Annotated in this window: 24 protein-coding genes; all 24 read left to right on the forward strand. The window is 61.2% G+C overall.

Features of this window, described 5'->3' with window-relative positions; all coding sequences use genetic code 11:
* The first annotated feature begins 206 nt into the window (after nt 1-206).
* The 24 genes from DVB37_RS20530 to DVB37_RS20650 all read left to right on the forward strand — a co-directional run bounded on the left by DVB37_RS20530 (nt 207) and on the right by DVB37_RS20650 (nt 22,882).
* Nucleotides 207-482 carry a hypothetical protein gene (locus tag DVB37_RS20530; protein WP_120156606.1) on the forward strand — a complete coding sequence of 92 codons (276 nt, stop codon included), beginning with the start codon at nt 207-209 and terminating at the stop codon, nt 480-482.
* Nucleotides 466-816 carry a hypothetical protein gene (locus DVB37_RS20535; protein ID WP_120156607.1) on the forward strand — a complete coding sequence of 117 codons (351 nt, stop codon included), beginning with the start codon at nt 466-468 and terminating at the stop codon, nt 814-816. The genes DVB37_RS20530 and DVB37_RS20535 overlap by 17 nt, the downstream gene beginning before the upstream one ends.
* A gap of 40 nt (nt 817-856) precedes the next feature.
* Nucleotides 857-1,594 carry a TcpQ domain-containing protein gene (locus tag DVB37_RS20540; RefSeq protein ID WP_120156608.1) on the forward strand — a complete coding sequence of 246 codons (738 nt, stop codon included), beginning with the start codon at nt 857-859 and terminating at the stop codon, nt 1,592-1,594.
* Nucleotides 1,595-1,618: 24 nt separating this feature from the next.
* Entirely contained in the window at nt 1,619-3,310 is a 1,692-nt protein-coding gene (locus DVB37_RS20545) for a type II secretion system protein GspD (protein WP_120156609.1), read from the forward strand.
* A 2-nt stretch (nt 3,311-3,312) separates the two neighbouring features.
* The gene (locus DVB37_RS20550) at nt 3,313-4,674 is read left to right on the forward strand and encodes a hypothetical protein (RefSeq protein ID WP_120156610.1); all 1,362 of its coding nucleotides are present in this window, start codon (nt 3,313-3,315) and stop codon (nt 4,672-4,674) included.
* The gene (locus DVB37_RS20555) at nt 4,658-5,194 is read left to right on the forward strand and encodes a hypothetical protein (RefSeq protein WP_120156611.1); all 537 of its coding nucleotides are present in this window, start codon (nt 4,658-4,660) and stop codon (nt 5,192-5,194) included. The genes DVB37_RS20550 and DVB37_RS20555 overlap by 17 nt, the downstream gene beginning before the upstream one ends.
* Nucleotides 5,191-6,984, forward strand: a complete 1,794-nt coding sequence (locus DVB37_RS20560) for an ATPase, T2SS/T4P/T4SS family (RefSeq protein WP_120156612.1) — start codon at nt 5,191-5,193, stop codon at nt 6,982-6,984. Before DVB37_RS20555 ends, DVB37_RS20560 begins: the two co-directional genes overlap by 4 nt.
* Nucleotides 6,981-8,081 carry a hypothetical protein gene (locus tag DVB37_RS20565; RefSeq protein ID WP_120156613.1) on the forward strand — a complete coding sequence of 367 codons (1,101 nt, stop codon included), beginning with the start codon at nt 6,981-6,983 and terminating at the stop codon, nt 8,079-8,081. Before DVB37_RS20560 ends, DVB37_RS20565 begins: the two co-directional genes overlap by 4 nt.
* Nucleotides 8,082-8,156: 75 nt before the next feature.
* The gene (locus DVB37_RS20570; RefSeq protein ID WP_162941253.1) at nt 8,157-8,780 is read left to right on the forward strand and encodes a type 4 pilus major pilin; all 624 of its coding nucleotides are present in this window, start codon (nt 8,157-8,159) and stop codon (nt 8,778-8,780) included.
* Nucleotides 8,781-8,846: 66 nt separating this feature from the next.
* A complete protein-coding gene (locus DVB37_RS20575) occupies nt 8,847-10,124 on the forward strand; it encodes a type II secretion system protein (RefSeq protein WP_120156615.1) in 1,278 nt (425 codons plus the stop codon).
* A gap of 61 nt (nt 10,125-10,185) precedes the next feature.
* Nucleotides 10,186-11,016, forward strand: a complete 831-nt coding sequence (locus tag DVB37_RS20580) for a hypothetical protein (protein WP_120156616.1) — start codon at nt 10,186-10,188, stop codon at nt 11,014-11,016.
* A 16-nt stretch (nt 11,017-11,032) separates the two neighbouring features.
* Entirely contained in the window at nt 11,033-11,656 is a 624-nt protein-coding gene (locus DVB37_RS20585; protein WP_120156617.1) for a TrbM/KikA/MpfK family conjugal transfer protein, read from the forward strand.
* A gap of 3 nt (nt 11,657-11,659) precedes the next feature.
* Complete coding sequence (locus DVB37_RS20590; RefSeq protein WP_120156618.1) at nt 11,660-12,325, forward strand: lytic transglycosylase domain-containing protein; 666 nt, start codon at nt 11,660-11,662, stop codon at nt 12,323-12,325.
* 109 nt (nt 12,326-12,434) lie between these two features.
* Complete coding sequence (locus DVB37_RS20595; protein ID WP_120156619.1) at nt 12,435-12,761, forward strand: TrbC/VirB2 family protein; 327 nt, start codon at nt 12,435-12,437, stop codon at nt 12,759-12,761.
* A 1-nt stretch (nt 12,762) separates the two neighbouring features.
* Nucleotides 12,763-13,164, forward strand: coding sequence for a type IV secretion system protein VirB3 (locus DVB37_RS28975; RefSeq protein WP_120156620.1), 402 nt, complete (start codon nt 12,763-12,765; stop codon nt 13,162-13,164).
* Complete coding sequence (locus DVB37_RS20605; protein WP_120156621.1) at nt 13,161-15,647, forward strand: VirB4 family type IV secretion/conjugal transfer ATPase; 2,487 nt, start codon at nt 13,161-13,163, stop codon at nt 15,645-15,647. The genes DVB37_RS28975 and DVB37_RS20605 overlap by 4 nt, the downstream gene beginning before the upstream one ends.
* 2 nt (nt 15,648-15,649) lie before the next feature.
* Nucleotides 15,650-16,399, forward strand: a complete 750-nt coding sequence (virB5, locus tag DVB37_RS20610; RefSeq protein ID WP_162941254.1) for a P-type DNA transfer protein VirB5 — start codon at nt 15,650-15,652, stop codon at nt 16,397-16,399.
* A complete protein-coding gene (locus DVB37_RS20615) occupies nt 16,399-17,292 on the forward strand; it encodes a type IV secretion system protein (RefSeq protein ID WP_120156623.1) in 894 nt (297 codons plus the stop codon). Before virB5 ends, DVB37_RS20615 begins: the two co-directional genes overlap by 1 nt.
* A 624-nt stretch (nt 17,293-17,916) precedes the next feature.
* A complete protein-coding gene (locus tag DVB37_RS20625; RefSeq protein WP_120156625.1) occupies nt 17,917-18,612 on the forward strand; it encodes a virB8 family protein in 696 nt (231 codons plus the stop codon).
* 5 nt (nt 18,613-18,617) lie between these two features.
* On the forward strand, nt 18,618-19,205 hold the full coding sequence (locus DVB37_RS20630) for a hypothetical protein (protein WP_120156626.1): 588 nt from the start codon (nt 18,618-18,620) through the stop codon (nt 19,203-19,205).
* Entirely contained in the window at nt 19,202-20,020 is an 819-nt protein-coding gene (locus DVB37_RS20635; RefSeq protein WP_120156627.1) for a TrbG/VirB9 family P-type conjugative transfer protein, read from the forward strand. Before DVB37_RS20630 ends, DVB37_RS20635 begins: the two co-directional genes overlap by 4 nt.
* A complete protein-coding gene (virB10, locus tag DVB37_RS20640) occupies nt 20,017-21,183 on the forward strand; it encodes a type IV secretion system protein VirB10 (protein ID WP_120156628.1) in 1,167 nt (388 codons plus the stop codon). The genes DVB37_RS20635 and virB10 overlap by 4 nt, the downstream gene beginning before the upstream one ends.
* Nucleotides 21,184-21,298: 115 nt before the next feature.
* Nucleotides 21,299-22,318, forward strand: a complete 1,020-nt coding sequence (gene virB11, locus DVB37_RS20645; protein ID WP_120156629.1) for a P-type DNA transfer ATPase VirB11 — start codon at nt 21,299-21,301, stop codon at nt 22,316-22,318.
* Nucleotides 22,319-22,612: 294 nt separating this feature from the next.
* Nucleotides 22,613-22,882, forward strand: a complete 270-nt coding sequence (locus DVB37_RS20650) for a hypothetical protein (RefSeq protein WP_046804256.1) — start codon at nt 22,613-22,615, stop codon at nt 22,880-22,882.
* Nucleotides 22,883-22,904 lie beyond the last annotated feature (22 nt).

Below are 22,904 nucleotides of genomic sequence, written 5' to 3' on the forward strand. Positions count from 1 at the left end.
GGCATTGCCTAACACCGCCTGTCCTGTGGTTTCCGGGCTGATGCACTCCAAGGGGTGCGCCTTGACCATCAGCCTCTTGTCCAAACTGAGCGCCCAATCAATTTGGTTGCGGCCGTCTCACTCCCCACTTCCGTATCTACCTTTCGGAACGCGCCCGCCGATTACGCCGGGCGACCCCCGCATAAAGCTCAATCAAGGATCCCCGCATGGCCTATCCGCCCGCGGCCCGCAGTGCGGCCGCATCTTTTGAATTTCCATCCACGGCGCGGGCAGCGCGGCACGCCGCCCGGACTTGGTTCGAATCCGCGCCGAATCTGCCCCCGGCGCAATACCGCGATCAGCAGTTCCGCGCGCACTGCGCGGACAAGACCGACTCGCCGCTCGAGCGCAGGGTCCGGAGGGCCGCTTTCAAGCAAGCGTTCGCGGAGGCCATGGGCCATATCGTCGTGGAAGAGGCACGTTTTCATGCGCTCGCTGCTTGAGCGTCCCATTAGTTTCCGCCTTTCGGACGCGGCCTACCGACGTTACGAAAGCGCCGCCCTCGATCGGGGTATGACACTTTCGGCCTATCTACGGGACAGGCTGGAAGTCGACGACCAGGTGGCTGAACACATTGCTCAACTCCGGCTCACATTGATGGACGCCGGCGCCGGCGGCAGCGACGCATCCCCGATGCTTCCGATCCTCTTGGAAATGCTGTTGCTCTCGCGGCGCCAAAGTTCCCCCGGCGATATGCGAGCCGTGCATCTCGAACTCGAGCGTCAAGGAATCCCCCCGTGGACACCGGCGGCCCAGGGCCGAGATCTACCGGGATAACACACCGGCCGTTCTGGCCGCATCTTCTCTGGAGTTACCCATGCAAGTCAGTCTCCTGGCCACCGTCATATCGGTGGCCTGCATCCTTTCGGCCTGCGGATTCGTACCGCCCGCCCCTCCGACCCCCCCGAACTCCGGACGCATCCTGATTAACCATGCGGATCCGCGCACCGTTCTACCGGGTAAATCGCCGACAGCTCTGGCTTCGGCGGACATTCCCCCGATCCCGGTGCCGGAAGCGCCGCCCAAGCTTGGGAATCCAGCGTCCCCCGCCAGCGCCACGTCGCCGATGGCTAGCAATGCAGCGGCTGCTGTTCCTGGCGCCAGCTCCACCGCGACGCCGGCACCGGCTGCCGAGACGACGGCACAGGCCACTGAGGCGGGCACAAGTCGCCAGCAGGTCGCGGCGGCGCCCGGCCCTGTCATCACCGTGGAGGTCGCTTCGACGGAGCCGGTCGCCGAACCGGAAATCGTGGAACCCCCCAAGCAAATTTGGCGCATCAGCCCGCAAGACGGAACGGTCCGTCAAGCGCTCGCGCGTTGGGCGTCGGGCGCCAACTGGACGTTTGGGCCTGACCAGTGGGAACTGAATTTCGACATACCGATACAGGCTCCGGCCGAGTTCGAGGTGGCCTCCTTCCGGGAGGCCACACAGGCGCTGTCCCAGGCGGTCGCGATGGGCGAGTCGCCTATCCGCCCCTGCTTCTACGGCAACCGCGTGCTGCGCATGTTGCCCTTCACCCGCAGCTGCAACCGATCCCCAGCCACGCAATCCTAGCCGTGGCGCTGACCAGGAATACCCATGACTGCATACCGCACTGTAGCGGCCGCACTGACGCTTGCAGCGCTGTCTGGCTGCTCCGCGCTCCAATCGACAGGCCGAGTCAGCGCCCGTGCTGACCACGAAGGCTCAAAGGGCGCTTTCGCTATGGACGCCTTCAAAGGCATGGCAGGCGACACCGACCGGGCCAAAGGCCAGGTCGTCGAACTGCCATGGATCGCAGGCCGGCCCCAACCGCTTGCCCGCGATGTCACCCTGCCGCCGGCGCTGCGCGCCAACGTCAACACGACGCTGCTGTTCGAAAACAGCGCGGCCGACCTCAAAACCCTTGCCGACCGCATCCAACTCGCAACGGGAATCCTGGCCCACGTGTCTGCCGACGCTTTGCTGCCGGCCGAGTATTTCCTTCCGCGCCTGGCGGTCGAACAGGGCGGTGCTACAGCAAGTGCGAACTTTGCTGCCGCGACGGCGGACACGCTGGTTCCAGCCCTTGTACCCGGGATTGCCGTCGACCGTATCGCAGGCCCCGTCCTGCCCCAAGGCGTTGCCCGCACGAAGATGGCCCCCCTGCCCCCGGGCCAAGCGCCCCTCGCCACCGTACTGGACTCGATTGCACTGCGGCTGGGCGTCTACTGGCGCTACGACGAGAAAATCGGCGCGCTTCGCTTCTATCGCACGGAGACGAAAAGCTACGTCGTGCGCACGCCGACCCAGGCGGCTGAAGAGAGCCTTCAGCGCGATATCAAGTCGGCAAATTCGACGCTCGCGGACAAGTCGACCAGCAGTTCCAAGGAAGAGGCCCGCGAGCTCGCGGCGGTCGTCACCAAGGTCAGCCAGTTCCTCAGTCGCGCCGGCGTGATCAAGTCTGCGGACGGCGCGGCCAACACCATCGTCGTCACTGACACAAAGGATGCGCAGGACCGGATAGGCGAATTTCTGGACGCTGAGAACCGCCAGATGACACGGCGCGTGCGGCTCGTTTTCGAAGAAATCACGGTCCAACGCGACCAACTCAACCAAGGAAGCATCGACTGGAAGATTCTGTTCAACAGCCTTGGACGCGAAAACACTGCATCGGCAATTGGCGTCGGCCCCTTGCTCGACGCGGCCAAAGCTGCCGGCAGCGTGGGCGCATCGGTGGGCAGTGGTCCCTTCGCCGGCACGAACATCGCACTGAGCGCGCTATCGCAGCTGGGTTCGATCGTCAATCACAAGAGCATTCCGCTCCTCTCGCAAAACCGCCGACCCGCGAAGTACGACACCCGAAACACCTTTCAGTACATCAAGGATCTGCAACAAACGCAGAGCACGTCCGACAGCTCGGCTCCCACGGTCACGGTTACGCAAGACGAAAAGACGGTCGGCACCTTCCTCACCGTCGTGCCCGATGCGCAGGACGACGGCCAGGTGCTCTTGACGATTGCCTACGACGACACCCGACTCATCGAAATGAAGAAGGAGCCGGTTGGGTCGCGTGATGATCAATCGTTCGTGCAGCAGACCAACATCGGAGGCCAAGGGCGCGTACAGCAGGTAATGGTTCGCCCCGGAGAACAAGTGGTCATTGGCGGATATCAACAGTCTGCCGACAGTTCGACCCGCCGCCGTCTCGACGACAAGGCGCCGATGCTCATGGGCGGGTCTGACGCCTCGCAAGAACAGCAGCTGCTGACAGTGGTGCTGGTAACCGCAATTCCAGAAGAAGGATTCTGACCGTGGCAACGCGACAGAAAGTCGCTCGGCGCACGAGCTACAAGCTCGTCGCGATACCGGGCTCGCCGAATCAACTGGTCCTCGGGCTCAAGTGGCGCACCGTCCTCGGGGAAGACCTGGAAAAGCTTGCCCTCAAGACCGCCCGCAAAGCACGGGCAACGCACTTTGTGCAAAGTGATGCGCGCAGTTCGTCGGTCGGCTTGTTGGCCGCCAAAGGAAGCGAAACGCGTGCAAAGAGCAGAGCAACGCTTTTCTCTGGCGCCGCTGCCTTTGCGCAGATGCATCGACATGGCACGCATATCGTTGCATGCACGCTCCCCGACCAATCCGTATGGTTGGCGGTGGTCGTCGACGGGGTGGTGCAGACGGGCGGCGACACGATATTCCCCGACCAGGAAAAAGCAAAGAACGCAGTCGAAGAACTGGCTGCGCGCTACCGGGAACACCAGGTCCACAGCAACTACATCACGCAAGCGCGTTTGTTCTCGTTGCAACAGCTCACTGCACACGTGAACGGACAGTCTGCTTTGCGCAGGGCGTCCTTTAGGCTGTCCATGGTGTCGCCCATATGGTGGGTGCTCATAGCTGCGGTCGTCGCCTATGAGGCATGGGACTACGGATCCGCTTGGTGGGACGAACGGCAGGCGAAACTTCAAGAAGAGGCCCAGGCGGCGCAGCCCCATTTCGACGCCACCGCGCTATGGAAAAGCGCTATCAGCGCTTGGGCTAAGTCGGTAAAGACCCAGGGCGGCGCGGGCATGACCGAACTACTCAATGTCATCCTGACGGTACCAGTAGAGCCCGGGCGCTGGCGGTTGACGGAAGTCGACTGCCGACCGAGCGCGGGGTCGTGCACCGCCACATACCGCCGTACACGTCTGGCCGACAACCACACGCTGCGGGCAGCACTGGCCGAATCGTTTCGCATCGTCCATCCGGATTTGGATACTGCTACCGCAACATGGCCACTTCCGAAGGGGCGCTCGGCGCCGACTGTGGCCTTGGGGGACCTCCCGACGGCAGCTGCGATCCAGACAACGTGGGAACCAAGCTGGCAAGCGCTTCGGCCCGCATTGCAGGACTTCACGCTGGCAAAGCCGGCAAGCGTGCAGATTCTCGTGCCCAACATCAAGTTGCCCAACGGCCTGGAAGAACCTGTGCCGATGCCATCGGGCACGAAGCTGCCCGCCAGCCGCGCACTGGTGATCAATGCGCCCCTGCGCTCTCTCTATGGCCTGGCCTTGCCGACAACAACTCAGATAACGCAGTTGCATGTGCGTTACCAGCCGGACTCAGCCCCCGGACTCGCCGCGAGCGCGTTCTCGGCCACCTTGAAAGGAGATATCTATGTACTCGCGCCGTGAAACTTCGCTGCGCAATCGGCCTGCCCTGTGTCTGGCCGGCCTCGCCCTGGCGATTGCCCTGCCTGCCGGCGTATCGGCGCAATCCGACAATCTCGCCGTGGCGCCTGAAGCTCCGGCTGCGCCGCCAAGCCACCTGGTGCGCGAGCTGCTGGAGCATGACGCGAAACAGGCGCTCGCCATTGAACGCGAGAAGTCGAAGACTGCCTTTGCTGGCTCGCCGCTCGCAGTGCCGTCCGTGACAGGAATCACGCCGGCGGATGCGGAACAGGCAGCCGCGCCCTCAGCATCACCGCCGAAACAACGCCTGGCGCGGCTAATTGCCATCGTGGGCGTTGGACGCCACCTCGCAGCGCATGTGCAACTGGAAAACAGACAGGCCGTCTATCTGACAGGGAAAGCCGCACCGGTCACAGGCGCTGGCCAGGGATTGCGTCTGCTGGAGATTTCCCCTCCCTGCGCCACGTTCCTGTCTCAAGAGGATGAGACGTTCACCTATTGCCTAGACGAGAGGGCACCATGAAGTTCAGCATTTTCCAATGGGCTCGGCGAATGACGCGCATGTTGCGCGTCGGCTTTCGCGAAGAAGAGCCGGCGCCTGTCCTGAGCATGTCGCTGACGCCCATCCAAACTGACGATTCTCCGGAAGGTCATCTTGACTCTTTCGAAGACGTCGAGAACATGCGCCCCGCGTTCGAGCTGCTCCGCGTTGATTGGTGCGGTTCCGAAGCTGCCGCCAAAGCGTGCGTGGCAGAACTCGAAGGTGAGCGGTACGTGGTCTTCGTCAAGCAAGGGGAACAAGACTCTGACCTATACCGCGCCGTTCTCCAACGCGCTCGGGAGGCCACAGGGCGTGGCAACGTGGACGTGTACACAGTTAACCCCGTCGTGTTGCTTGCGTTAGTACGGGAGCGCATGCAGGCCAAGGACGTTAAGCAGCGCACTTCCAAGACGCGCGCGCTCGGCGCACGCTCCGCGGTGCGCGTCGGGTTCCATGACTTGGCCGCTTGGGCCGTCCGTAACGGTGCGAGCGACATGCACTTGAACATTGACACCACGGCCGCGATCTCTCACGTAAGCGTGACGATCGACGGGCAATACACAACGCCCAAACAGTTGGCGATGCCGACCGAACGTCTCATCGAAATGGGCAACGTCGCCTGGTTGGACGTCCACGGCGGCAGCGGGCTATTCCTCGATATGACCAATGAACAGCAGGGTCGGCTTTACGAAGTTGTGGACGACCGCTCTTACATGCTGCGCTGGGGATCCTTTGTGGCGGACAAGGGACCGTCCATCACCCTGCGGATTCTGGACATGGACGCCAAAGTTGAGCCGGTGGACATGGAAACCCTGGGCTTCCTGCCTTCGCACGTCGCAAAATTTCAACGGTGTCTGCAAAGCATGGGCGGCGCGATCGTGACGGGCGGCATTCCGGGATCGGGAAAGACCGTCACCAACGCCCAATTGATCGTGCGGTTGCCCGCAACACGCAAGGTCATGACGATCGAAGACCCGGTCGAACTGACCATTCCGCGCGCGTTGGCCGCCAGCGTCTCTCGATCGCTTGATGGTTCGGACCGCGACACGATGCGGTCCAAGCTGATGGCACTCAAGCGCGCTGCTGCGAGCGACGTGTTTCTTGGCGAAATCCGCGATTCGCTTACAGGATCGGCGTTTCAGGACATCGTCTTGTCGGGAAGCAGTCTCTATACAACGACGCACGTTGGCCATGCGCTCTCGATTCCGCAGCGATTTGCCTCCAGCGAAATCGGCGTTCCGCGAACGACTTTGGGCACGCCCGGCGTTCTGAAGCTGCTCTCGCACCAAGCACTGATGCCGGTCACCTGCGACTGCGCACTGCCGGCAGATTCACTGCTGGAAGGCGCCGCCGATAGACTGGGAGTGCGCCGATCACGCGATGACTGGGCCCGCTACCTGGACGTTATCGAAAGCCTGTATGACTTTGGCAGCGGTCGCATCAAAGTTCGCAATCCGGACGGTTGCGAGAAATGTCGAATCAAAGGAATTCCGGAGCTGTTCGGGTACGCCGGTCGGACAGTTGTCGCTGAAATGTTCGAACCGTCGTCAGATCCAGAAGCGCTTCGCGCCATCAGCAGCGGCGATGAGCTACGTCTACGGGAGATTTACGCCGGTCACAGGACGGCCGCATATGACCACCCCGACATGGAAGGCAAGACCACCATGGACTGCGCTGTCTACAAAATGAGTCAAGGCCTGATCGATCCACGGGACATCGAGCCGCATTTCCAGGCTTTTGCGACGCTATTACGTGAAAGGAAACCGGAATGAAACTGCCGTTCGTACTCACAAGAGTTGGGCAAGCTGCGCGAAAGTTCGCTCGAAAGCGAGCCGACTGGTATGAGTACCTGGCGGACATAGCCGAGGACACCCAGGGAAAGCGCACGATTTTGAACATTCTTGACGGAGACGCCCAGCGCTATGGGAGGAGCGCACGGGGGGTCCTTTCGGCATACTGGGCACACAAGATTGTCGAAACGGGCAACATCGGGAAAACGCTCCACGGCACGCTCCCCCCAAAGGAAGTCGCCGAATTTGTCTCGTTACAGGGCCAAGACCAAGCGGTCCTGTCAAGCGGCCTGCGCGATATGGCCAGCCTTGTACGGTTGAACTCTAAGCTCCGCTGGATCCTGATCACGACGCTGCTGACCTCCTTGATCGCAGTGATCGTGTTATGGCTCGTGATTATGGTCGCGCTTCCCTACGTCACTGCCCCGATGATCGTCGACACGTTACCTGCTGTTCCCCGCGCTTACCTGAGCGCGTCCACCCATGCGTTCTTTGATCTTGCCGAATGGATACGGCAAAAGGGCATTCGTCTTTGGTTTGGGGCACTTGTTGTTGGAATTGCATTCAAGCTCTCGTTCCCGTACCTGGACGGTCCGATACGAAGGTTCCTAGATCGCTGGGGGCCCTACCGCCTGTATCGGGACGTTCAGGGCATTGGTGTCATCAGCACTGCGGCAACCGCGGTTAAACCCAGGACCGGAAAGACCATGCAGCTACGTGAGGCCATCGAACTTCAGTTCGACGGGGCTTCTCGTTGGCTAACGGGCCGCTTGCAGGCCATTCAGCACCGACTCGAAGACTCGAAATCAGGCGCGCAGGTCTTTGACGTTGGACTGATGGACCGGGAGACCTATTGGTACCTCGAAGATCTTGCAGGCACCCAGGGCTTGGACGCCGCATTGCAGAAGACTCGTGTCCGAATGGAGTCCGTTGTCCTAAAGCATGTCGAAACGCGCGCGAAAGTGCTCCGCTGGGTCATTCTGATCCTCGCCGTCTTGGCAATGGCGGGCATCTTGGGGTGGCATCAAAGCGTGCTCTGGGATATGCAAAACGCCGCATTGCTCGACTCGATGAGCTAGCGTGCCCGACCCTCAATTCTGATCGCGGCCATCTTGCAGATGGTCACCACAAATCCTGAGTATCTGGAAATCAACATGAAGCACACCATCCTGCAACTGCAAGTCATCAATACACGCGTTGCCCACCAGCGCCTCCGCCAAGGAGGATTCACCCTTGTTGAACTCGCCGCGGTGCTCGTGCTTATCGGCGTCCTCATCATGATAAGCATGCCCTCCATCAAAGGATTCTTCGTCCAAACCCGGGTCGGGCCGGCGGCTGCCGAACTCCAGCGCTTCATGACGGCGACGCGCTTGCTGGGCGAAGGCGACTCCGTCACGCCTTACGCAGCCATCAACAATGCGTCCAATCTGGCGCCTGCAATGGCCGAGTCTTCCGTCTTCAAGGTGAACGGCGCCACGGTAGCGCACCGCCTGGGCGGCTCTGGCGTGGGCTCGAACGGAACCATCACAATCGGGCCGGTGGCTCTCGGGGGTGGTGCTATGGGCAGCGGTCTGGGGTTGACGCTAACCAATGTGAACCACAGGGCCTGCCCCGGTTTGGCCACCACGTTGAACTCCGTCTCAGAGATGATCAGTGTGAACGGAACAGCAGCAAAAACGCTAGGCACAAACAACGAACCGGGCTCCTTCAATGCGGTAACTGCTCAAGACCTATGCGTGAAGGGCGACAACAATACGTTTGTCTTCGCCACGCGATAAATCCGTAAACCCGCGAGCCGGGCGTGGCATTGCCTCGCCTGGCATTGCATTGATGACGAAGCTGCCATGTGTCCTTCTGACGTTTCCGTGCCTCGATCAATACCCCGCCAGGCTGGCTTCACGCTTATCGAACTGATGGTAGTGATCGCGCTCGTCACGCTCGCCATCGTCCTTGGCGGACCGGCCCTTAAGCGAGAAGTTGACGCGACCGCTGCGGAATCCACCGGCCGCTACCTTGCGCAACTTCGCGGTGCAGTAGTGGACCTTCAGGTCAAGCACGAAGCCTGGCTGCGCGGTGAGAATATCGCCAACGCCCCAGCTGGCACCTACCCCGCGCCACCAGCACTTAGCTGGGTCGCCGCCCCAGGAGCCCAGGTCGCACGAGGTGGTGTCGCGGATCTCGCAGCGCTAGGCCTGCTGCCGCCTAGCACGCCACGCTTCCCATCCCTCGGAGAAACCGCCCGCTTCATCCTTGTCCGCGAAGGAACTTGCCCCGGCGAAAACTGCCGCACGGGCGCTTACGTATATACCTGCCAACCGATCAGCGATGTGCGGAGTCGTCGACTCAATGACACCTGCACCGCACCGGCCGGCAAGGCTGCTCGGTTCAATCAAGTTCTGCTTGGCAAGGTGATGGCGGCGTCCGATGGGTACGGGGGTCATGACGCCAACGGAGGGGCCAATGTGCGCGGTCCGCTTATGAGTATTCCGCGCGGCTGGTTCGACTTCGGAGCAGAGCCCGGCCACGCCGTCCTGGCAGCAGGTTTGAGTGCCACGCCATTCGGTCAATTTGTACGCCACGGAGAAACCAGACCAGTCACGCTCAACAACACCCTGACGGTGGCCGGTGCGATTCAGACCAACACGGGCCTACTGCTCAACACGGCCGTTGCACCTGGCTCGGCGTGCACACCGGAAGGGTTATACGCGTCTACCGCAAACAAGCTGCTTGCCGTTTGCACCGGTGGCGTGTGGTTCGCCCAAACCGGCCACGTCATCACCGGCACGTACGGCGATCTTCCCAACGACGCCGCAATCCCGGCTGTCACATGCCCAGCGGGGCTGTCGCCCTGGCGGCAGGTCGCGCTACAGGCGACCGACGCCACGGCACGCGGCAGCGACATCAATATCGGTGGCGCGATCGGCGGCAGCATCCAAGGCTCAGGCTACGTCAATGCAGCCGGTGCGGTTTCGGTCGGCGGTTCCTTCAGTGGCACATTTCAGAACTCTGGAAATAGCTACGTCCGCATGGCGCAGCGCGCCAGCATCGCCGGTGACCGGGTCGTGATTTCACCCCCAGACATGGGCGCTCGCGCCTCGGTGATCCAAGGCTGCAAGAACTAGCTCCTCCAGCAGGTCTTTCCCCCAGGCCGCATATCGAGCGGCAAATCTATCGGAGATATCCATGTTCCTTCCCTCCACGCGAGGACAGGGCCGGGCTTTGCTCGCCCTGCTGTTCGCGCTGCTCGTGCCCACGGTCAGCCAGGCGTCTACCGCGAAACAGGCAGACGTACAGTTGCAGACCGACCTGAATACGATGGTCGTGCGTGTCGACCAAGGTGCGCCGCTACCGCCTGGCGGCTGCGTCGGTGGCTACTCCTGGCACACGACCTACGGCGGGTGCCGAATCGCGCAGACGCAGGCTGAGTATTCGCAGTGCCCTGCCGGGTACACCGGCAGTCAGGTCCGCTATCGGACCTACTACGTATTACAAGCCAACGCGAACGATGTGGCCTACGAGGGATGGGGGCCGTGGCAAGACGGTTGCACAGCATCCCGCGCCGGCGGCGTCCTCGATGTCGTGATCGCGAAAGCCCGTGGCAACGAGACGGGCGAGACGTTCGACAACAGTTTGGGCGGAACGATAGCCGCACAGATGCAGGTCAACTACGGCACGATGTTTGGCGCCACCATCTATCGCCCCACCGCCGAACTGAACTGCATCCACGCTTCAGGCACGACGTCAGGGGACACCGCGCGGGTCTGGATGGGCCAGCTGATGCCGCCCGGCACTTCAGTGACCAAGGGCGTGTCCGGCTACTGCCAGCTCTCTAACGGCAACCGGACCGCCACCTTGTTCGGCAGCTGCGACACAGGAAGCGGTGGTGACGCTGACGTCTGCCAGGGCGCGACACGCGTGGTCAACATCACGGCTGTTAGCGGCTGCACGGTGACAACCGAGACGCGCTTGCGCGGCCAGCTCATCGATGTCGGCAACTACGGCATCTGCAACTAAATTCGGGAGACCCAATATGCGACCCCTCCGAAACCTGCTCCTCCTGCTGGCGTTGGCACTTGCGCCGGTAATCACGCCGGCGTACGCAACTGGAGCGCCCAGTCTCGACGTCGGTGACGTCCTGGAAGGTGACAAGCGCCTGGCATGCGAAGCCATTCTTTGCTTGTCCAGCGGCACCCGGCCGAGTGAGTGCTCGCCGTCCCTGTCGCGATACTTCGGCATCAACATGAAGAAGCTATCCGACACGCTGGAAGCCCGACGCGATTTTCTTTCGCTATGCCCCGCATCAGAAGACTCCAAGGAAATGAGCGACTTGGTGCGCGCCATTTCGCAAGGCGCGGGCCGGTGCGATGCCGCAGCGCTGAACGTTGCGCTCAAAACCTGGGGCGGTGGGAGCGACGACGGTGGCCCGATCGTCAGCAACAAGCGGCCGGGCTACTGCAACGTTTACGCGGCGCATGAATACACAGCTTTTGACGATGGCCTACCGCTTTACGTCGGCACCCCCGTTGACGGGGGCTACTGGGTAGAGCCACGGGATTATGAGCGCGAACTTGCCAAGTATCAAAAGGCACTTGCCGAGCGCAAAGAGCGTGAACAAAGCGGCAAGGGCCCGGGCTTTGGCATGGTGGGGAATTGACCGATGGACTTCCCTACACTCGCCAGGCAGTGTGCGCCCGACGTGCACATCAGTACGCTCAGCGCTGTGGTCCGTCACGAGTCCGCATTCAATCCGCTCGCCATTGGCGTCAACGCCAAGCCCCATGTAAGCATCCGCCCGAAGTCCAAAGAGGAGGCAATCCAGGCGGTGCGCGAACTGATGGCTAAAGGTGTGGACTTCGACGTCGGCTACGGCCAGATAAACGTGCGGAACTGGAAGTGGCTCGGTGTCACGCCCGAGAGCATCTTCGACCCTTGCGTCAACCTCGCATCTGCCCAGCGCGTACTCGTCGATTGCTACAAGCGAGCCGCCAAGCTGCACGGCCCCGGACAGAACGCGCTGTATGCGGCATTCAGCTGCTACAACACGGGCAACCTGACCTCGGGCTTCAGGAATGGGTATGTCGGTAAGGTCATCGCCGGCGCTGGCCTGGCGGTACCGGCCATCGTGAAGGAGGGCGGCGCGCCCGCCAACGCTGACGCCAAGATGCGTAGCCCCCCGCTTCCGAAGTCGTCCAAACCCGACGCCTTTCAGAAGCCCCGCGATGACGCCTTCGTGGCACCCCGCAAAGACGCATTCGAGCCGCGCCCAGATGCCACATTCGGCAGGCCGGTCCCAACGCCCTCCTCGCGTCTGCCGACGCAGTAGAAGCGCACCCTCGCCAGTGTTTAGCCGCTAAACACCGGCCCTCTCATCTACCTCAAACGAATGCCGCCCCGCTCATCGGCCGGGTGGCGTCACCCATTGGAGTTTCAAAATGACCGCCGCATCCAATATCTCCCCTGCCGATTCGCAGCCCAAGAACCGCCGTACGCTTGTCGCCCTGGCATACGCGACCCTTGCCGTGCTCCTACTGCTGCAACCGGAACTGGCGATGGCGCAGTTCGAGAAGGCCACCACTGCCGTGCAGAAGGTGAAAGACTGGCTGTGGCTCATCATCCCTGTCATTGGTCTTGTTTCCGCCGGAATTATCGGCATCCTTTACTCGTTCGACGTGATTCGCAAGGAAACCGCCTATCAGTGGGCGGTCGGCATCTGCTTCGCTGGCGCCATCGCCGGGGGCATCATCAAGCTGCTGTTCTGACATGGCGGCCGCATCAAAGCAAAAGGCCAAAGCTCCCGCCGTCGCGGCGCCAGCGGCGGTCGGGTCGCACGTCCCCCCAAATCGCTTTCCGCTTTTCAAAGGGGCGACCCGGACTGCGACCGTTCCGGGAGGGGTGCCCACGCGGGCATTCGCAGGGCTCGTCTTTCTGACCGTCACAGCCGCCTCATTCACGCTGTGGGGCTGGCTGCTCTTTCCCGTTCTTTATCCGGTGATGGCCATTCTGAGCCGCCATGATGACCGCGCCTTCTGGATCTGGGAGCTTTGGGTCAAGACCAAGTTCTTGGCTAAGAACAAGCGCTTTTGGGGTGCGATATCCCTCACGCCAACACCCTACAGCCGGCGGCGCCCATGGGCCCGCTGGCTCGGAGTTCACGACCGATGAAACAACAAGCCATCGTGACGCTGCCGGCGTATGAGCCGCCGGTCAGCACGTACGTTCCCTACTCGCACCACGTCACGCCCACCATCATCGCGACCCGCGACTGGGAGTACCTCTCGGTCTGGCGCATCGACGGGCGCACCTTTCAAGGCTACAGCGATGAGGAGCACTACCGCTGGGTCGAGGAGCTCAACAACGTGTTCCGGGGGTTCCCAACGGGATTCGGGATCTGGTCGCACCTTGTCCGTCGCAGGGTCTTCGAGTATCCCGAAAGCGACTATCCGGACCAGTTCTCCCGCGCTCACGATGCCGCGTATCGCAAGGTCTTCGCCGGTAAGCCGCCGATGATCAATGAGATGTACTTGACGGTACTGACACGGGTGCAGATCGATCCCGCCTTGCGCTTGCTGTCTAACTTTGAAAAGCGAACGGCGCGCTCGGCGCTTGCGTGGCAGAACCAGGCGATCGAACAGCTCGATGACGTCAACCGCAAACTTCGCGGATCGCTCAAGCTCTATTCACCGGAGCTGCTAACCATTGTCGAGCGGGAGTCTCCGCACGACATGAACGACGAGGAGTCTCCGCACGACATGAGCGGCGAGGAGCCTCCGCGCCGGAAATCGCGGTTCTCGGAACCGGCCGAATTCCTTGGCTTTCTGCTCAACGGCAAGATGCAGCCGGTGCCGCTGGTGAACGCGCGCCTGTACAACTATCTGCCCACCAGTCGTCAGTTCTTCTCCACGCACGGCGAACTCGCCGAGATGCGGGGGCCTGACTGGACACGCCGCTACGTGATGCTGGAACTTCGGGAGTACTCCAACAACACCAAAGCCGGCCACCTGAACTGCTTGCTCAACCAGCCGCACGAGTTTGTGCTGTCGCAGTCCTTTGGCGCGATGTCAAAGCCCGATGGGCTGAAGGCGCTGTCACGCCAAATCAAGTGGCTGGAAGACTCTGGCGACTACTCCGCGTCCCAGATCGAAGATCTGAAGAAGGCCCGCGACGAACTGGCCGCAGGTCGCTTCGTCATGGGTGACCACCACGCCACTATCCAGGTGTTCGGCGATGACAGCGAGGGGGCCCTTCGGGCGGCCGCGAGTATCAGCGGCGCGCTGGCTGACGAAGAAATCATCGGTCGTCTGTGTGATCGCTCATCCTTGGCCGCGTGGGCCGCCCAGTTCCCGGGCAACTGGAAATGGCGCCCTCGCCCGGCGCCGATCACCTCGCTGAATTTCCTGAGCTTCTCCTCGATGCACAACTACCTCTTCGGAAAGCCGGCAAGCAATCCGTGGGGGCCGGCGGTCACGATGCTCAAGACGACGGGCGGCACGCCTTACTACTTGAACTTTCACGCCTCGCTTCAGGACGTTGACGAAACCGGCAAGCGCCGCCTCGGGAACACGTCCATCATCGGCCAGTCCGGCGCCGGCAAGACGGTCCTCTTGGGTCATCTCATCACCCAGGCACGCAAGTTCGACTACACGGGCATCGTGTTCGACAAGGATCGCGGCATGCAGGTGACCGTCATGGCGATGGGCGGCAAGTATTTCCCGCTGCGCCTGGGCGTGAAAACCGGCTGGAACTACCTGCAACTGCCTGACACCGCTTCAAACGTCGCGTTCATGGCCAGCATGACGAAGCTGTTGGGGGCAAACGGGGACGAGGAGGCCAGTCCCTCCGAGCAGAAGCAAATCGCCATGGCCGTCAACCAGCTTGTGAAGCACATCGACCTGGAGGATCGATGCCTGTCCAACCTGGTTAATTTTCTCCCCGCCGCGCCTGCACCTGACGGTCAGCTGAGCCTGAAAGAGCGCCTCAAACGCTGGTGCGCGGGCGGCGAGTATGGCTGGTTGTTCGACAACCCCAAAGACGAACTTGACCTGGCGGCTAACAACCTCTTTGGCTTTGACTTGACGGAGTTCCTCGAGCAAGGCCCCGTCCGTGACGCAGCAATAACGTACCTGCTTTACCGAACGGACCAGATGATGGACGGGCGGCGAATCGCCCTTTTCTTTGACGAAGTTCAGCACCCTCTGAAAGTGCCCTACTTCCAGGCGTCGATGCAGGATGCCAGCCGCACGGTTCGTAAGAAAAACGGCGTCCTGGTCTTCGCGACGCAGGAGCCCGCCGCGATCCTGGAGAACCCAGTAGGTCGCTCGCTGATTCAGCAGTCCGCGACCGCCATGTTTCTCGAGAATCCCAAGGCCACTGCCGAGGACTACGTTGACGGATTCAAGCTGTCTCCCGCTGTCTTCAAGATGGTCAAGGATCTGCCGCCGTTCAGCCGCCAGTTCGTCGTCAAACAAAACGAGTCTGCCGTCACGGCCGAACTGGACCTCGCCTCATGTCCCGAGGCGCTGCTGGTGTTCTCCGGATCCGAAGACCTGGCCGAAATCGCCGAAGCGGCAGTTGCCAAGCATGGTGACGACCCCGCGCTCTGGCTGCCCCACTACCTCAAGCTCGCCCAAGAGGCGACAAGGAGATGATTATGTTTGCATCGTTCAAGACCCGCTTCCTGTCCGTCCATGCCCAGCGCAAGCACGCAGCAGTGTTTGCCTGCGCGGTTGTGTTGGGTAACGCAGTGCTCCCAGTTCACGCAGCAGGTGTACCGACGGCGGACGCTATGGCGGCCGCACAACGGGCACTCCAACATGTGGAGACGCTGGCCAAGTACGCCGAGCAAATCGAAGTCCTCCGGGGCCAGCTCGAAAGCCAGAAGCGGCAGCTCGAAGCGCTCACAGGCACGCGAAATCTCGGCGATATCCTTAACAACCCGGCGATTCGCGATGCACTGCCGGCAGACGCACGGGATATTCTTCGTGCCTCCAATGGCGGGCTGGGCGGGATCTCGGACGCTGTGGAGCGCATTGAACGCGAGGAACGGTTGACGGGCAACTATGAACAGGACAAGAAGAACCTTGACGCCCGAGCCGAAAAACTCGCCGTTCGCAGCCAGGCGATGATGACGCAGACGCAAAAAGCGATGACCGCCCGTGTCAAGCAGGTGGACCAGCTCCAGGCCAAGATCAATCAGGCCCAGGATCCAAAGGCCATCGCTGATCTGCAGGCCCGGCTGCTCGTCGAGCAGGCAAACATCCAGGCCGACCAAACCAGGGCGGACATGCTCACCCGCCAGATTGAGGCCGAGCAAGCCCTGATGGAGCAGCAAGCCGAAAAGCTGGCCGATAGCTCTTTCAGCCTTGGAGCAATCCGCGCGCCGCTTCCTGGAGCGAGATAATGGCCACCACCGCGGTCAGTCTAGCCAGTCTCGGCGGGATCGCGAACTGGATCGACCAGTCGGTGACTAAGATGCTAACGAGCGTCATCACGCCGTTGGTCGCGTCCGCCACCGCCAAGCTATTGCCGTTCGTGTCCGTTTCTTTGTCCGTCGCGCTGGTCTGGTACGGGTGGCTCATCTGCTCGGGCGCCATTCAAACTCCGGTCCTCCATGCGTGTCGGCGTGTCGTCAATATTGCGATCATCGTGAGCATCGCCAGCGCAAATGGGTTGTACCAACAGCAGATTGTCGGCGTCATGCTGGACTTACCCACCTCCGTGGCTAAGGTGTTCACGGGCACCGTCAAAACTCCATCCGAAATGATGGACGACGCGGCGAACAATGGCGCAGAAATCGGCACACGGTTGCAAGAGCGCGCACCAAGCGGTCTCAAGAAAATCGCGCAGGCCTTTGTCTTTGTGGTTGTCTCGGTCATCATCACCATAATCTCAGCGGTCATGAGCGCGATTGGGATGCTGGTGTTAATCACCGTAAAGGTTGGGATGGGCTTAGTTGTCGTCTTGGGGCCGTTTTGCATACTCGCACTACTGTTCGAACCGACCAAGCAGTTCTTCCACAGCTGGCTCGGCCAGGCCCTCTACTATGCTATTTACGCAGGCCTCTTTATGGTCGTTTTCATGTTCATCATGGGGATGTTCGGACAACTCCAGCAAGGGTTAATCGATCTATCGAAAGCGGACCAGATCAATATATTTTCCATGCTCACGGCTATCGTGTTCTTCATGATGTGCTCCAAGTTCATGCTAGAACAGGTCTCAGTGGTGGCTACCAAAATAACTGGCAGCGGCGCTGGCGGCGGAATTGCAGTTCCCTTCATTGGGAAGATTGGCTAATATTGAGTTTCAAATCGCCGCCCTCCCTGACAAGCACAATAATTCGAGGATATAGATGGCTCCTTTAAAGCCGCTGGGAAAGGCCCTTTCTCAGAACCCTTTGATGGGCACGGATGTGCCGCTATCGGTGCCGCCCGGTGTTGCGCCCGATCAGCCGATATCAGCTTTCCAATGGATGAGCCTTGCCAAGGCGACTTGGACTTGGATTCTCCGTCCGTTGTGGTATCTCTGCTTCAAGTGGCCGTCTCAATTGTTCCTGATTGGAATGTCAACGCCCCGCTCAAAGAGCAATTGGGATTGGCGCCGGGAGCATGACCACCAGCAGGGCATGAAGATGACCGAGGCTATGACTCGGGACATGCGCCAAGAGCGTTAAAGCTTCCCAAAGCATCATTAGTAGGCCGGTCGGGACGCGACAGTGTCCAGACCCTGTAAAAGGCACAGCAATCGCTGTGCCTTTCTCTTTGTGCTGCGCGTTAGCCAGCCGTCTCTGATTTAAATCCCCTCATCTCTTCGGAGAACAAATGAATCTCGCCATTTCGGCCACGCTCGCCGCGGTCCGCCCATTTGCGCCCGTACGAAACGTGCGGCCCCTCAATCTTGTTCGGCATTCGGAGGACCAACATGTCCTTTGAAGACCCGAAGCTTTCGCTTCAGCAAGAGCTGGACAGAAACCGGAGCCTGGACCGGGACCTCCTCACGGAGGTCCTTTCATCCAGAGCGAAAGCATGGCGCGTGGCAGTTGGCGCATTCGTGCTGGCGTTTCTGGCGGTCGGCGCCCTGGCCTCACTGATGCTGAGCTACACGCCCCAGCCACCTTATGTCGTGCGGGTCAACGATGCGACCGGCGAGGTGGAAAACGTATCCCAGCTCGGCGACGCACAGGAGGACTATGGCCCTCGGATCGCGCGCTACTTCGTCACTCAGTACGTGTTGTCGTGCGAAGGCTACGACTGGCGCACCCTGCAAAACATGTACGACCGCTGCGGGCTGTTCAGCTCGCCGGATGTGCAACAGCAGTACCACGCCAAGTTTGAAGACGACCCCAAGACCGGCCGTGAAGCTCTGGACAAAAAGTATGGGGAACATACCCGCCTGGTCATCAACGTCCGGTCGATCACTCCGGGACCCAACCAGACCGCTACGGTCCGGTTCACGCGCAGCGAGATGGGCCCCCAGCGCTCGCCCAGCAGTGAGCAATTTATCGCCACCATCGCCTACAGGTTTGTCAACGCGCCGATGCCGGAAAGCGTAATTCGCGACAACCCGCTGGGCTTTCAAGTCATTTCCTACTCGACCGCTGTCGAAACGCTGAGGTAATCGTCATGCAAAAAGCACAGATCAACGAACTCGCCCGCCGCCTCGAAGATGCAGGGCGCATGAGCAACGCAGAGCGCACGGCACTGTTGCGCGACATCGAACGGTACGCGAAGAGCGATCTCTACGGCGCCGCGCGCCTCTGCAAGGACCATCTTCACAAGGACGCGAACCTTCGTCTTCCCACGCCTGTCTTGGCTGCCGATCGTATCGGCAAACACTTTGAAGAGCGCATCCGTGAGGCGCGCCGACCGGTGGAGCTCTACGGCGAGCAAGACCGGCAAATCCGTCAGCCGGAGGATGGGCGCGAGTACAAGGGCCCGATCGTTGGTACGACGCCAAACTGCTTGATCCAGCGTGACAACGAAACAGGGGACCTCATCGTCCATGCCCGCAACACGCTGAACCGGTCCTTTGAGATGACCGGCCAGGAAGCGGCGCTCGCCATCAGCTACCCCTTCAAGGCGGTAGGCGGCGTGGGCCTGGTGCGCGACGCTGACCACGACAAGCAGGCGGGGATGGGGATGGACCACCAACGTACGCACGAGTCGGCGCGCCAGCGTGAAAGCAACCTCGAGATGGGACACGCCCGATGAACATCCGCTTCAGGCCTTTGGCCGTGGCGGTGCTGTCGGTCGCGCTTTGCGCGGCCGCAGCGCCTGCCTGGTCGCTCGACCGACCTGCAGCTTCGCCCAAGGATCAGCGAATCCGCTGGACGGACTATGACGCCGCCGACGTCATTCAGGTCGATACAACGCTTGGTGTGGCCACTCAAGTCCAACTGAACGATGATGAGGACTACGTGACGCACGCCTTTGGCGATTCGGCGGCGTACGACTTCCAGCAAGTGGGCAAGCACCTCTTGCTCAAGCCCATCGTCGAGCAAGCCGACACCAACCTCCTTTACATCACCACCAAGCGAAACTACTCGTTCCTGCTGAAGTATGAAAAGGCGCGTAAGAGCGGCGGCGTCTTCCGGGTGGTGCTGCGGTATCCCGAGCTCGAACAGGCGAAGTCTGCAGCCCAGGATGAGCGCGACCGCGTGCAGCGCGATCTGGCCACCGCCGACGTCGCGATCAACTGGGCGGCCTACTCGATGAGCGGCGACACCAGCCTGGCGCCGGTCGCCGCATGGGATGACGGCGCGCAGACATGGCTTCGGTTTGCTCCTGGCCAGGATTTGCCTGCGATCTATTTCGTAGACGCAGACGGCCAGGAAGTGATCGTGAACTGGCATATGGAGGACGAGCAGACTGTCGTGCTTCATCGGGTCGCTAAGCGCTGGCATCTGCGTATCGGTAACCAGGTCTTGGCCGTCCACAACGACGGGGCGCCCGTTACACGCAGTCTGGCCACCGGTACCGTCTCGCCGCAGGTCGAGCGCGTCATTCGTGAGGAAACTGCGCCATGAATCTCTTCAAGAGGCGAAAAAAACCCGGTCAAACCATAGACGCGGTGGCGGAGATCGAAGAGCACCAGGCGCAGATCGAGGGCCGCGGCCGCCCGGACCTGTCGGGTACTGCAAGGCCGATGCAACAGGGTGCGAAGGCCTTCATGTGGCTCATCACTTTGATGGCGTTGATGGTGATCGCCACGATGGGTTGGCGAGCATTCAATACGCCTGCTGCCGAAGAGGCCGCACCGGCGATGCAAGCCAAGATCGAGAACGTGCTTCCCGGTCTCAAGCTCCGACCCGATCCACCACCACCCCCGCCAGCCCCGCCAGAGCCGCCTGAATCGGCGCCCAAGGTGCCCGGGCCGGAAGGCAAGACGGAGCAGAAAGGCACGCTTTCAAACCTGGCAGAGACCGTTGCTGTCGATGCTGTCACACAGCGGCGCCTTAGCAGCGGGCTGCGAAATACCAAGGGAGAGGGGGGGCAGTCCTCTGCTCAGCAAAGCTCGTCCCAGCCGGAGCCCCGCGAAGCGGACAGCGGCCCGATGGCCGGCAAGCTCACCCCTATGAAGCTCTCCGCTTCTCGGGCTGGGCTGGTTGGCAATCGAGACATGTTGATCACGCAAGGATCAATGATCGATTGTGTGCAGGAAACCAAGCTCGTGACTGCGCAGGCGGGCATGCTCAGCTGCTTTGCGCCGCACGATATCCGCTCGACGAGCGGCCGCGTGGTCCTGATCGACAAGGGGACGCGATTCATCGGCTATCAGCAAGGTGTCTTGGCTCAAGGCCAGCCGCGTGTCGGCGTAGTGTGGTCACGTCTCGAAACTCCCAAGGGCGTCGTCATCCAGCTGGATTCTCCGGGCACGGGCCCCCTGGGTGAGGCAGGCTTGGATGGCTTCATCGATACGCACTTCGCTGAGCGATTCGGCGGGGCCATCATGGTCAGCTTGATCAGCGATTTGGGTACGTGGGCAACCTCGCGTGGCAGCAGCGACAACAGCCAGGTTCAGTTCAATACCACGGGCGAGGCGGCCACAAACGCAGTAACCACCGTGCTCGACAACACCATCAACATCCCGCCGACGCTTTACCGCAACCAGGGCGGCCGGCTGGGAATTTATGTCGCTCGAGATCTGGACTTCAGCTCGGTCTACACGTTCAGATCCGTCGCTCGTTAGCAGCGCGGTCGCGAGCCGCTAATGACGCCTCGCGCACAGACACCTCTTACTCGACCAAGCGCCTGGCCCCCTGACCATTCGGTCGCGGGGCCAGCGTTCATTGACTAGGCATCCCATGAAAGATTCCCACAACACATCGCCCATCGACTCGGACGGCCGTGACACGGCGTTACGCCAGATGATGCGACCTATCTCCGGCTACATGGCAGATGACGCCGTCCGCGAGATCACCATTACGCGGCCCGGTGTGATCTTTACGCGCTCTCACGGGCAATGGCACGAACGCCATGATCCGAAGCTGACGTTCAGCTTCCTGGAAGCGTTGGTGTCGGCCATGGCCAGCTATAACAACGTCAACTTCAGCCCCATCATGTCGCTGCTATTGCCCGACGGTGAGCGCGCTCAGGTGGCCCAGCCGCCGGCCGTGATCGACGGCTCGCTTTCGATCAACATTCGCAAGCACAGCAGCGCCGTGAAGACCTTGGACGAGCTGGCCGCCGAAGGCGCCTTTGCTAACTGGGTCGATGTGAGCGGCCCCATGGGTAACGGCGACAACCTGACCGAGCACGACAAGGAATTGCTCGACCTCATGAAGGCAGGGGACATCCTCCAGTTTCTTCGTCGTGCAGTCACTCAATGCCGCAACATCATTGTCGCGGGCAAGACCGGCTCAGGAAAGACGACGTTTGCACGCAGTCTCATCGACTGCGTGCCGTCCTTCGAACGGCTCTTGACCATCGAGGATGTACACGAACTCTTCCTGCCAAACCATCCCAACCGCGTGCACATGATCTACGGCAAAGGTGCTGGCCGGATGTCGGCCACAGAGTGCATCGAGGCCACCATGCGCAGCTCGCCCGATCGGATCTTTCTGTCCGAACTGCGCGGCCCCGAAGCGTGGGACTACCTGAACGCTTTGAACACAGGCCACCCTGGATCAGTGACGACCACCCACGCTAACAGTGCGCGCGATACGTTTGAGCGCGTTGCGCTTCTCGTGAAACAGTCCGCGGCCGGCAACCAGATGGATATCGACACGATTCGGCGCTACCTGTTTTCCACGCTGGACATTTCGCTGTACTTCGCCAACTACAAGCTCACTCAGGTCTATTTCAACCCTGGGCGCGTGCAATGAGCACGCTTGTAGAAGTCGAACTTCCGTTTATATCGCCGGTAGGACTGCCAGGTGTTCTGCGGCTCCGCCACGAATGCAGCAAGGGAAACACTGCACTTCTATCCATGGAGTGCCGTGAGATGCTTGGCGGGCCGATTGGATCCGCACCTCTTACCACTGCCGACATGCACCGGCTTGTAGACGGGTTGATGGACGCGATCCACGCCATCGAACGACAAGAGCGGCTGTAAATCAAAATTTGGCCGCCGGCGGCCGACCGCAGCGTCCCGCCGTCAATTCCTCCCGGAGACTTCCATGACCCGAGCGAACCGCCAACGCGGCGCGCAGGAAGCACGCACCCGCATGGCTTACAAGATCATGCAAAGCGTCTTCGAACGCTGCCGCGCCGAAGGCCTCAGCGCCGAACAAACCCACCAAGCAATCAAGGACGCCTACCCCTGGGGTGAGCGCCGCGCGTGGCCATACAAGGCCTGGCTGATGGCCCGCCGCGAATTCTATGAAGCACACGGCCTGCCCCTGCGGGCACGCCGCACCATCGCTGAATCACTGGAGACGGACTCGTGACCGGCACGCTGTACCAGCAAGA

Origin of the sequence: Achromobacter sp. B7 (genome assembly GCF_003600685.1) — a bacterium.
Classification (GTDB): Bacteria; Pseudomonadota; Gammaproteobacteria; order Burkholderiales; family Burkholderiaceae_B; genus Achromobacter; species Achromobacter spanius_B.